Origin of the sequence: Bordetella genomosp. 7, from assembly GCF_002261415.1 — a bacterium.
In the GTDB taxonomy this organism is placed as follows: Bacteria; Pseudomonadota; Gammaproteobacteria; order Burkholderiales; family Burkholderiaceae_B; genus Bordetella_A.
On record NZ_NEVI01000013.1, the window covers coordinates 122,217 to 133,236 of the forward strand.

The following is an 11,020-nucleotide window of genomic DNA, read 5'->3' on the forward strand; positions in this document are numbered from 1 at the left end:
TCAGGCCCTGTCGTCCGGAGTCAGCCACTGGTGCAGGCCGTCGCCCGCCAGGTTGATGGCGAATATCAGCAGCGCCAGCGCGCTGCCGGGTATCGCAATAAGCCAGAACGAAAAGAACATATACGCCTTGGCCTCGGAAATCATCAGCCCCCACGAGGGCAGGGGAGGCTGCACGCCCAGCCCAAGGAAAGACAGCGCGGCCTCGAGCAGGATGGCGCTGGCCGCCTCCAGCGTGGCGATCACGATCAGATGGGGCACCACATTGGGCAGCACCTCGCCGCGCACGATGCGCCAGGTCGAGGCGCCGGCGGCCTGGGCGGCCGATACATATTCCAGCGACCGCACCTGCTGGGTGGCGCTGCGCATGACCACGGCATAGCGGTCCCATTTGAGCAGGCCCAGCACCAGAATGACCACCCACAGCGAGCCTCCCACAATGGCCACGGTGGCCAGCGCCACCAGGATCACCGGCATCGACAGCCGCGTGGTGATCAGGAACGACACCACCATGTCGATGCGCCCGCCGAAATAGCCGGCCGCCATGCCCAGCGCCGTGCCGATCAGGCCCGAGATCAGCGCCACGCTTGCGCCGATCAAGAGCGATATGCGCGCGCCGTACAACAGGCGTGACAGATAATCGCGGCCCAGCTGGTCGGTGCCCAGCGGGTGCAGCCAGCTGCCTTTGTCGTACCAGACGGGGGGCACGGTGCGGTGGGCCAGGTCCTGGTAGTAGGGGTCATGAGGGGCCAGCCAGGGGGCGAAAAGCGCGCCCAGCACGATCAGCGCCAGAATCAGTCCGCCGGTGAGCAATGCCTGGTTGTGCCATAGCCGCCGCCACGTCAGGCGTGCCGGGGCGGCCGCGGGCGCATCCGGCGCGGGTGCGCCGGCAAGCACGGGGGGTAACGGCGTGGCCATGGTCACGCCACCCTGATCCGCGGGTCCAGCCAGGCATTGGCGACGTCGGCCGCCAGGGTCAGCAGCACATACAGCACCGACAGCAACAACACGATCAACTGCATGACGGGATAGTCTTTATAAGTAATGCTCTGGTAGGCCAGGTAGCCCAGGCCATCCAGCGCGAAGATGGTCTCGATGACGACCGACCCGCCCAGCAGGTAGCCCAGCTGCACGGCCGCCAGCGCCACCACCGGCACGATGGCGTTGCGCAGGGCATGCTTGAAGATCACGGTGCCCGCCGGCAGCCCCTTGGCGCGGGCCGTGCGGATGTAGTCGGCGCCCAGCACCTCTATCATTCCGGCGCGGATCAGCCGCATGAAGGCCGGCGCCACGTAATAGCCCAGCGCAATGGCCGGCATCACGAAATGCTGCCAGGTGCCGCTGCCGGACACCGGCAGCACTCTCCAGGTGATTGAAAACAGCATGATCAGCAAGAGCGCGAAGAAAAAGTTGGGCAGGGCCTGGCCCAGCACTGCCACCGCCAGGCACAGGCGGTCGGCCAGGCTGCCCTTGTACAGAGCGGCCAGCACCCCCAGCGGAATCGAGATGGACAGGGCCACGCCCAATGCCGCCAGGCCCAGCCACAGCGTGGTCTTGAGCTTGGAAAAGATCAAGGGGCCCGCGTCGGTCTTGAAATACACCGAGGTGCCGAACCGGCCGTTCAGAATGTTCCACAGCCAGTCCGCATACTGCACGACAATGGGCCGGTCCAGCCCATATGTCTTGCGTATCATCTCGATGTCCGCTTCGCGGGCGCCTTCGCCGGCCAGCGCCATGGCCGGGTCGCCGGACAGATGCAACAGCAGAAAGGCCAGGATCGAGACGGTCAGCGCCACCAGTACAGCCAGGCCCAGGCGCCGGAGCACGAACGCAAGCATCACCTTCCTCCCGGCCGCGCGAGATCAGTTCCAGCCCATGTCCCAGAAGCGCACCAGTTCGTCCGGGTACGCCTTGAACTCCACGTCCTTGCTGGCCACGTAGTACACCGGCAGCGACCACAACGGGGCGGCGTACGCGCGCTCGGCAATCAGGGTCAGCGCCTTCTTGTAGGTGGCGTTGCGCTGCGCGCTGTCGATGGTGCGGTCGCCCTTGTCCAGCAGGTCGCGCACTTCGGCGTCGCGGGTGATGTCGTCGTTGCCGAACGCGAAGTACACCGGCGTCGAAGCCGATACGTCGTTCACCAGGTTCGAGCCCCAGGTCTGGTGGGTAAGCGACGCCTTGCCGGCGCGTATCATGTCGCGCATGGCCGCATACTGCAGGAAGTTGAGCTTGGCGCGTATGCCCACCGCCTGCAGATAGTTGATGATGGCCTCGGTCTGGTTGCGTTCGCGATAGGCCACGATGTCGATGTCAAAGCCATCGGGATGGCCCGCCTCGGCCAGCAGCTTCTTGGCAAGCGCCGGGTCGTACTTGTATACCGGCGCCCCGTCATCGGTGCACCCTTCCTGCGACGGCGTGCAGATGGTGTTCAGGATCTCGGATCCCTCACCCACAATATTCTTGACGATAGCTTCCCGGTCGATGGCATGCAGAATGGCCTTGCGCACGCGTTCGTCCTTGAGCTGGGGGGCCGGCGTATTGTCCAGGATGTTCATCTGCATGAACACGATGCGCATGGTGTTGCCGCTCTTGACCTGCAGGTGGGGCAGCGTCTTCAACTGCTCCGCCTGGTCCTTGGGCACGTGCATGATGAAGTCCTGGCCTCCCGATATCACCTCGGCCATCTGGGTCTGGCGGTCGGGAATGAAGCGGATCACCACCTTGCCGATCTTCGGCTGCGCCTTGGGCGAATCCTTGAAATAGTCTTTGTTGGCTTCCAGGGTGATCGACTTGCCGGGCACGTACTCGGTGACCTTGTATGGCCCGCTGCCCACCGGCTTGGCGTTCATGCCCTGCGGGCCGACCTCGGCGTAGTACTTGGCGGGATGGATGGCCACCGTCGTCGACAGGTATTCCTTGGCGGCCGGGAAGGGCTCTTTGGTGGTCAGGCGCACCTTGTACTTGTCCAGCTTCTCGACCTTGTCGATCCAGCGCACATTCTGCTGCGTGGTGGCCTTGTTCTTGGGATCGGCCACGAAATTCAGGGTGTAGACCACCGAATCCGCGTCGAACTCCTCGCCGTTGTGGAACTTGACGCCTTCGCGCAGTTCGAACTCCAGCGTCTTGTCGTCGACCTGCTTCCAGCTCTTGGCCAGCTGGCCCTTGTATTCGTTGGTCAGGGGGTCGCGATACAGCAGCGTGTCCCAGACATTGGCGGCGATGATCACCCCGATGCGCACATTATTGAAGTACGGGTCCACGCTTTCCGGCGCCTGGTCGTACGCCATGCGCAGCGTGTCATCCTGTTTGCCGGCCCAGGCGGGGTGGGCGGCCAAGGCGGCGCCGGCCAGCAGCAGGGCGGCGGCGGGCAAACGAAAAAAACGTGGTGCAACGAAACTGACGCGACGTTCAGCCATGGCAGGCTCCTGTAAACCGTATGGACGAATAAGCGGAATACTGCGTTGCTGCGTGAATCGTTCCCGGGCCCGTCGGTGCCGCTAGCCCGGGCGCGGGTCTGGCGCCTGCCATGGCGGATGCGCGCGGGGCGGCAACGGTGGCACGCGCGAATTTGCGCGCAAACCGGGTGCGCAGGCCACAGGCGTCATAACGTTGCGCCCAGGGTCCGACACAGAACGGGCGCCGGCCGCGAGCGCCGGGCATGGGCGGCGCCGGCCGGGCCGACCGCATGGCCTGCATCAGCGGATATCAGGGCGGAGTCGCTGCACATTTGTATACCAACGTATAGAGTGCTGCGGCAACTATAAAGCACCCGACATGCGGACATGCATGGGGAATACCCTGGATGCCGCCCAAAACCCGCCCCGCGCCTGCCGCGCCGCCTCGCCCGCGCACAAATGCGGATGGCAATTGCCGGTGCCTGGGCGCTTGCGTATCATGCGTGCTTGCCCTCCCATTGGTATACCAAAGGACCAACATGCAAGACGCTTTGATGCAGCAGGCGATCCGCTACGCGCAAGAACACGAAACCGGTTGGGACCGCGAGGTCGATGGCGTGTGGGGCGTGCACCAGCAAGACCCTCCGCCCTGGAACCGTTTGTTGGGGCCGGTGCACGGCCGCGGCCCGGTAACGGGCCTGGTAGTGGTGGACGGACACACCGTGGCGTCCTGGGGCGAGCCGCGCCGCGCCGACCTGACCTTCAGCGTGGCCAAGATGTATCTGGCCCTGGTTGCGGGCGTGGCGCACGATCGGGGCCTGCTGCCCGACGTGGACGAGCCGGTGCGCGCGCGCGTGCCCGGCATCGGTTTCGACAGCGGCCGCAATGCGCGCATCACGTGGCGGCACCTGCTGCAGCAGACCAGCGAATGGGAAGGCGAACGGTTTGGCGTGCCCGACCAGGTCGACCGCTATCGCGCAGTCACCTTCGGCGAACCGCCGCAAGGCAAGAAGGGCGACGCGCGCCCGCTGCAAGAACCGGGCAGCTACTGGGAATACAACGACGTACGCATCAACCAGCTGTCGTACGCGTTGCTGCACCTGTTTCGCAAGCCGCTGCCCGAAATTTTCCGCGAAGCCATCATGCAGCCCCTGGGCGCCAGCGACGACTGGCACTGGGCCTGCTACGACAATGCCTGGGTCGACATCGACGGCCAACTGATGCCATCCGTTCCGGGCGGATCGCATTGGGGCGGCGGCATGTCCATCAGTGCAGAAGACCAGGCGCTTATCGGGCGCATGCTGCTCGACGACGGGCGTGCCAACAACCGCCAGATCATCTCCGCGGATTGGCTGCGCGCCATGCGCACCCCCTGCAGCCTGGCGCCATACTACGGCTTTCTGATCTGGCTCAACCAGGACCGGCGCATCTTTCCCAGCGTCAGCGAATCCAGCTTCTTCGGCATCGGCGCCGGCAGCTCCTTCACCTGGGTCGAGCCCGAGCGGCGCATGGTGGTCATCGTGCGGTGGCTCGATTCCGCGTACGCCGACGCCTTGTTCGGCAAAATCCAGGCCGCCGTGGACGCTTGAACGGGCTGTGCGGCGGCGCTTGATCGCCATCAAGCGTCGCCGCAGCAGGGCGCACTACCCTGGGCCGCAGGCGGGGCTTCCGCCCGCCACTTTCCAAGAGCGTCCCTAATGTATCAACACATCCTGCTTCCCATCGACGGTTCCGAACTTTCCCAGATCGGCCTGGCGCGCGGCATAGAACTCGCCCAGGCGCTGCGCGCCAAGGTCACGATCATGACGGTCATCGAGCCGCTGCACCTGTCGGCTTCGGAAGGCGTACAGCTTCCCGGCGTGCACCAGCAACTGCGGCAGCAATCTCGCGCCCGCGCGCAGGCCTGGCTCGATGCCGCGGCAGAGCGGGCCCGGCAGGCGGGGGTCGACTGCGCCACGCACGTCCACGAAGAAAGCCAGCCCTATGTGGCCATCGTCGACTATGCCGCCAACGCGGGCTGCGACCTCATCGCAATGTGTTCGCACGGCCGCAGCGGCATGGCCGCCATGGTGCTGGGCAGCCAGACACAGAAGGTGCTGGCCAAGTCCAAGCTGCCCGTGCTGGTGTATCGCTAGCCCATCGGCGCAGCCGCCACGGCCCGGAGCGGTCCGCCCGCGCCGGGTCTGCGCCGCGATACGGGCAAACCCTAGTCCAGACTGGATATAATCAACAGTTCGGCCTTTTGCGGGCCATCTGTTGATTCTTCCTTCGCGCGCCTAGGCGTACTCCTCACATGAAAAAACTCACTGCTGTCTTCCTGGTTTGCGCCACGTCGCTGCTCGCGGCTTGCGGCCAGGGCGAAGATACGGCGCCGCAAGCCGGCGCGCCGGCCCCCGCCCAGAAAATCGTCGTGGGCCTGGATGACAACTTCCCGCCCATGGGATTTCGCGACGAAAACAACCAGATCGTCGGTTTCGATATCGACATGGCTCGCGAAGCCATGCGCCGCCTGGACATGGAAGTCGAATTCAAGCCCATCGACTGGAGCGCCAAAGAAGCCGAGCTCAACGGCAAACGTGTCGATGTGCTCTGGAACGGCCTGACCATCACCGAAGAACGCAAGAAAAACATCGCGTTCACGGCTCCGTACATGGCCAACCACCAGATCATCGTGGTGGCGGCCGACTCGCCGGTGCAGACCAAGGCCGACCTGGCCGGCCGCGTGGTGGGCGCACAAGACGGCAGCAGCGCCATTGACGCCATCAATAAAGACCAGGCCGTGGCCGCCAGCCTGAAAGAACTGAAAATGTTCGGCGACAACGTCACGGCCCTGATGGACCTGTCGGCCGGCCGGCTCGACGCGGTCGTGCTCGATGAGGTCGTGGGCCGTTATCTGGCCGGCAAGCGGGCAGGGCAGTACCGCGTGCTGGAAGAAAACTTCGGCACCGAAGACTACGGCGTGGGGCTGCGCAAAGAAGACACCGAGCTCCTGGCCAAGATCGACCAGACGCTCGACGCCATGAAGAAAGACGGCACCGCCGCCCGCATCGCCCAACAGTGGTTCGGCGCCAACATCATTAAATAAGCCCGTCCGGGGGCATGCGCCCCCCGGCCCGGCCGACCGGATCGCCGCATGGACTACGTCATCTCCCTGCTGGGGCCGATGGCACAGGGGGCCAAGACCACCCTGACGCTGTTTTTCGTGACACTGGCGCTGGCGCTGCCCCTGGGGCTGCTGCTGGCGCTGGCGCGCATTTCCCATTGGCGGCTGCTCAGCCAGCTCGTCAACGCATACATCTGGCTCATGCGCGGCACCCCGCTCATGCTGCAGATGCTGTTCATCTATTTTGCCTTGCCCTTCGTGCCGGTGGTCGGGGTGCGCCTGCCTGACTTCCCGGCGGCGGTGGTGGCCTTTGCCCTGAACTACGCTGCCTATTTCGCCGAGATCTTCCGCGCGGGCATCCAGTCCATCGACCGCGGCCAGTATGAAGGCAGCAAGGTGCTGGGCATGACCTATCTGCAGACGCTGCGGCGCGTGGTCCTGCCGCAGATGGTGCAGCGCGTGCTGCCGCCGCTCAGCAACGAAACCATCACCCTGGTCAAAGACACGTCGCTCATCTACGTGCTGGCGCTCAACGATATCCTGCGCACCGCGCGCGGCATTGTGCAGCGCGATTTCACGACGACGCCGTTCCTGGTGGCGGCGGCCTTCTATCTGATCATGACGCTGTTGCTGACCTGGCTGTTCCAGCACATGGAAAAACGCTATGCCAAGTACGACCAATAGCGCTGGGGCCGACGCGGCCGAGCGCGCCATCATGATTGAAGCGCGCGGCATCGGCAAGTCGTTCGGGCACGTCAAAGTGCTGGACGACGTGTCGCTGACGCTGCGCAAGGGCGAGGTGGTGGCGGTGATCGGGCCGTCGGGCTCGGGCAAGAGCACCTTCCTGCGCTGCCTGATCCACCTGGAAACCATCGACGAGGGCAGCATCCACGTCGAAGGCGAGCCGCTGGCCACTGCCGTATCAGGCGGGCCCAGCGTGTATGCGCGCGACGCCGACCTGCGGCGCATCTGCCGCAAGATGGGCATGGTGTTTCAGTCGTTCAACCTGTTTCCCCACATGACGGTGCTGCAGAACATCATCGAGGCGCCTGTCACGGTGCAGGGCGTGCCCCGAGATGTCGCCATACCCAAGGCCGAGGAGCTGTTGCGCAAGGTGGGGCTGTTGAACAAGCGCGACAACTATCCTTCGCGCCTGTCCGGCGGCCAGAAACAGCGAGTCGCCATCGCCCGGGCGCTGGCGCTCGAACCCCGGATCATGCTGTTTGACGAGCCCACCTCGGCGCTCGATCCCGAGCTCACCGGCGAAGTGCTGCGCACCATGCGGCAGCTTGCCGATGAACACATGACCATGCTGGTCGTCACCCACGAAATGGGGTTTGCACGCGAAGCGGCGCATCGCGTGGTGTTCATGGACGAAGGCCGCATACTCGAAGCTGCGCCCGCACGGGCCTTTTTCCAGGCTCCGCAACATCCCCGGGCGCGCCAGTTCCTGGGGCAGATGCTGTAGCCGCGTGGTTACACTCGAAGCAAGCACTCATAAAATAAAACAGTATTTCTTCGCCATCTGACTACCTTAACAATGTTGCGCCGGCTGAAATAATTCGCGCGCGTGTGTGGGGTACACAGAGGAGAAGAGCATGCGACCATACCATCGCAGGATAGGCGCTTGGCTGCTGTGCGGCGCCATGGCTTTGCTGGCTGGCTGCGCCGCGCCGGGAAGCAAGAAAGCCACTATTGACATGCCGGGGCTGACACAACCGGTTGAAATATTGCGCGACAAGTACGGCGTTTCGCACATCTATGCGCAGAACCAGCACGATCTGTTCTTTGCCCAGGGTTTCAGCGCCGCGCGCGACCGCATGTGGCAGCTGGACCTGTGGCGCCGGCAGGGCGAAGGCAAGATGGCCGAACAATTCGGGCCCCGGTTCATCGAACAAGACCGCGCAGCGCGGCTTTTCCTGTACCGTGGCGACCTGCAGGCCGAGTTCTCCAGCTACCACCCCGAAGGGCAGGCCATCCTGACGGCGTTCGCGCAAGGCATCAACGCCTACGTAGACTGGGTCAAGGCCAACCCCGAGCACATGCCGCCCGAGTTCACGCTAACCGGCACCGAGCCCGGCTACTGGAGCCCGCAGACCTCGTTGATCCGAATCTATGGCCTGACGCGCAACCTGGCCAGCGAGGTGAAGCTGGCGCGTCAGGTGGCAGCGCTGGGCCTGAACACCGTACAGGACCTGAACGTGTACGAGCCGCCCCTGGCGCTGCAGATGCCCGCGGGGCTGAATGTCAATGACATCACCGAGGCGGTGCTGGCCGATTACAACCTGGCGCGCAAGGGTCAGGCGTTCGTCGCGGCCGATTTTCCGCGCAGCCCGCTGGCCGAAGCAGAACGCGCCGAACTGGCGCGGCGCCTGTCGGCCGACAGGGTCGCCGTGCTGGACGCCGAACCGGACGCCATGGCGGCTCGCTACGAAAGCAATAACTGGGTGATCGCGGGGCAGCGCACCGCAACGGGCCGCCCCATCCTGGCCGGCGACCCGCACCGCAGCATCGCCATGCCGTCGCTGCGCTACATGGTGCACCTGAACGCACCGGGGTGGAATGTCATCGGGGCGGGCGAGCCGGCGCTGCCGGGCGTGTCCATGGGCCACAACGACCGCATCGCCTTCGGCCTGACGATTTTTTCGTTCGCCGACGAAGAAGACCTGTATGTCTACGACACCAACCCGGCCAACCCGGACCAGTATCGCTATCGCGGCGGATGGGAAACCATGCGCACCGTGGACGAGACCATTCCGGTACGCGGCCAGCCGGCGGCGGTGCGGCAGCTGAAGTTCACGCGGCACGGGCCTGTCATCCACACAGACCCGGCGCGCAACAAGGCCTACGCACTGCGCGCGGCATATCTGGAGTTTCCGGGCACGGCGGCCTACCTGGCCAGCCTGCGCCTGAACCAGGCGCAGAACTGGCAGGAGTTCGTGGCTGGCATGGAGAAGCACTACACGCCCAGCGAGAACATGGTGTACGCCGACGTAGACGGCAATATCGGCTGGTTCGGCGGCAGTATCGCGCCGTTGCGCAATCGGCCCGACTGGTCGGGGCTGCTGCCCGTGCCGGGGCATGGGGATTTCGAATGGAACGGCTTCTTGCCCACCAGCTCGCTGCCCAAGGCGTTCAACCCGCCCGAGGGCTATATCGCCACGGCCAATGAGTACAACCTGCCGTACGACTATCCGTATAAAGACATGGCGGCGCGCACGTGGTCAGAACCCTACCGCGCGCTGCGTATCCGTGAAGTGCTGGCCGACCGCAGCGGGCTGGACCTGGAAGCCTCGCAGCAGCTGCAGTACGACAACCTGTCTATTCCGGCGCGCACGCTGGCCGGGTATGCGAAGGGCCTGAACTCGACCGATCCGCTGGTGGGCGAGGCGCTGCGTCTGCTGAAAGACTGGGACTACCGCACCGAGATCGATTCCGAAGCGGCTACGGTGTATGAGTTCTGGCTGCCCGAGGTCATCAAGCGCGTATCCGACCTGTACGTTCCGCCGCAGGGGCGGGCGGTGTTCGGCGACCTGTCTACCCGCAAGGCGCTCGACAAACTGGCCACGCCCGATGCCGCCTTCGGCCCGCGACCCGACCAAGGAAGGGATGCGCTGCTGCTGGCCGCCCTGGCCGATGGCATGCGCAACCTGACGGCGACACTGGGCACCGATTCGAAACAATGGGAGTGGGGCCGTCTGCATCACATCCAGTTCGAACACAGCCTGGCGGGGCTGTTGCCCCCGGCAACGGCCAAGGCGTATGGCACGCCGCGCTATCCGGTCAGCGGCGACAACGACACGGTGCACCGCGCCACCTTCCGCAAGTCGGATTTCCGGCAGATCAGCGGCGCATCGTATCGGCAGGTTATCGACGTGGGGGCATGGGACAACTCGCGCATGCAGAACACCCCGGGCCAGTCGGCCGATCCGCGCAGCCCGCACTATCGCGACCTGCTCGAAGGCTGGGCCACCGGTAAATATATCCCCATGGCCTTCAGCCGCGAAAAAGTAGAAAGCGAACGCAGCGACACGCTGGTGCTGCAACCGCGGTAAGCCGCGGCAAGCTGCACGGTGCGCGGGAAGCAAGTTGCACGGTGTCTGACTCCGAAGGTGTCAGACACCCACACCCGTTCCACGACTCCCGCTGATCGGTGTCTGACTCCCGCAGGGTGTCAGACACCTCACGCCCAACCGCGGTAAGCCGCGGCAAGCTGCACGATGCGCGGTAAGCAAGTTGCACGGTGTCTGACACCTTCGGAGTCAGACACCCACACCCGTTCCACGCCCGCCGCTGATCGGTGTCTGACTCCCGCAGGGTGTCAGACACCCCACACCCAACCGCGGTAAGCCGCGGCAAGCTGCACGGTGCGCGGTAAGCAAGTTGCACGGTGTCTGACACCTTCGTGAAGTGACCCCCAAAAGTTGGATATCAACTTTGGGGTTATTTCATGGAGAAGTACAGTGAATCGGTCAAACTGGCGTCGGCTCAGGAGTATTGCGAGGGCAATGCCGGGATTGCGGCG

9 protein-coding genes are annotated in these 11,020 nt (G+C 64.7%); 6 read left to right on the plus strand and 3 right to left on the minus strand.

The window, feature by feature from the left end; genetic code table 11:
• The 3 genes from CAL18_RS06860 to CAL18_RS06870 are packed head-to-tail and all read right to left on the minus strand — an operon-like array spanning position 1 to position 3,413.
• On the minus strand, positions 1 to 915 hold the full coding sequence (locus CAL18_RS06860) for an ABC transporter permease (protein WP_094817574.1): 915 nt from the start codon (positions 913 to 915) through the stop codon (positions 1 to 3).
• A 2-nt stretch (positions 916 to 917) separates the two neighbouring features.
• Positions 918 to 1,835, minus strand: coding sequence for an ABC transporter permease (locus CAL18_RS06865; protein WP_026638533.1), 918 nt, complete (start codon positions 1,833 to 1,835; stop codon positions 918 to 920).
• A gap of 24 nt (positions 1,836 to 1,859) precedes the next feature.
• Complete coding sequence (locus CAL18_RS06870) at positions 1,860 to 3,413, minus strand: ABC transporter substrate-binding protein (protein WP_026638534.1); 1,554 nt, start codon at positions 3,411 to 3,413, stop codon at positions 1,860 to 1,862.
• A gap of 518 nt (positions 3,414 to 3,931) precedes the next feature.
• On the opposite strand from CAL18_RS06870, the gene CAL18_RS06875 reads away from it, so the two are divergent.
• The 6 genes from CAL18_RS06875 (at position 3,932) to CAL18_RS06900 (ending at position 10,550) form a co-directional block, all read left to right on the plus strand.
• The gene (locus CAL18_RS06875) at positions 3,932 to 4,981 is read left to right on the plus strand and encodes a serine hydrolase domain-containing protein (protein ID WP_094817580.1); all 1,050 of its coding nucleotides are present in this window, start codon (positions 3,932 to 3,934) and stop codon (positions 4,979 to 4,981) included.
• Between the two features lie 108 nt (positions 4,982 to 5,089).
• Positions 5,090 to 5,527, plus strand: coding sequence for a universal stress protein (locus CAL18_RS06880; protein WP_094796541.1), 438 nt, complete (start codon positions 5,090 to 5,092; stop codon positions 5,525 to 5,527).
• A 158-nt stretch (positions 5,528 to 5,685) separates the two neighbouring features.
• Positions 5,686 to 6,477 (plus strand): amino acid ABC transporter substrate-binding protein, encoded by a 792-nt coding sequence (locus CAL18_RS06885; RefSeq protein WP_094796542.1) that lies wholly within the window; start codon positions 5,686 to 5,688, stop codon positions 6,475 to 6,477.
• A gap of 48 nt (positions 6,478 to 6,525) precedes the next feature.
• Complete coding sequence (locus tag CAL18_RS06890; RefSeq protein WP_026638538.1) at positions 6,526 to 7,179, plus strand: amino acid ABC transporter permease; 654 nt, start codon at positions 6,526 to 6,528, stop codon at positions 7,177 to 7,179.
• Between the two features lie 31 nt (positions 7,180 to 7,210).
• Positions 7,211 to 7,963 carry an amino acid ABC transporter ATP-binding protein gene (locus CAL18_RS06895; RefSeq protein WP_026638539.1) on the plus strand — a complete coding sequence of 251 codons (753 nt, stop codon included), beginning with the start codon at positions 7,211 to 7,213 and terminating at the stop codon, positions 7,961 to 7,963.
• Between the two features lie 178 nt (positions 7,964 to 8,141).
• Positions 8,142 to 10,550, plus strand: a complete 2,409-nt coding sequence (locus tag CAL18_RS06900) for a penicillin acylase family protein (protein ID WP_432759134.1) — start codon at positions 8,142 to 8,144, stop codon at positions 10,548 to 10,550.
• The last annotated feature ends 470 nt before the right edge of the window (positions 10,551 to 11,020 follow it).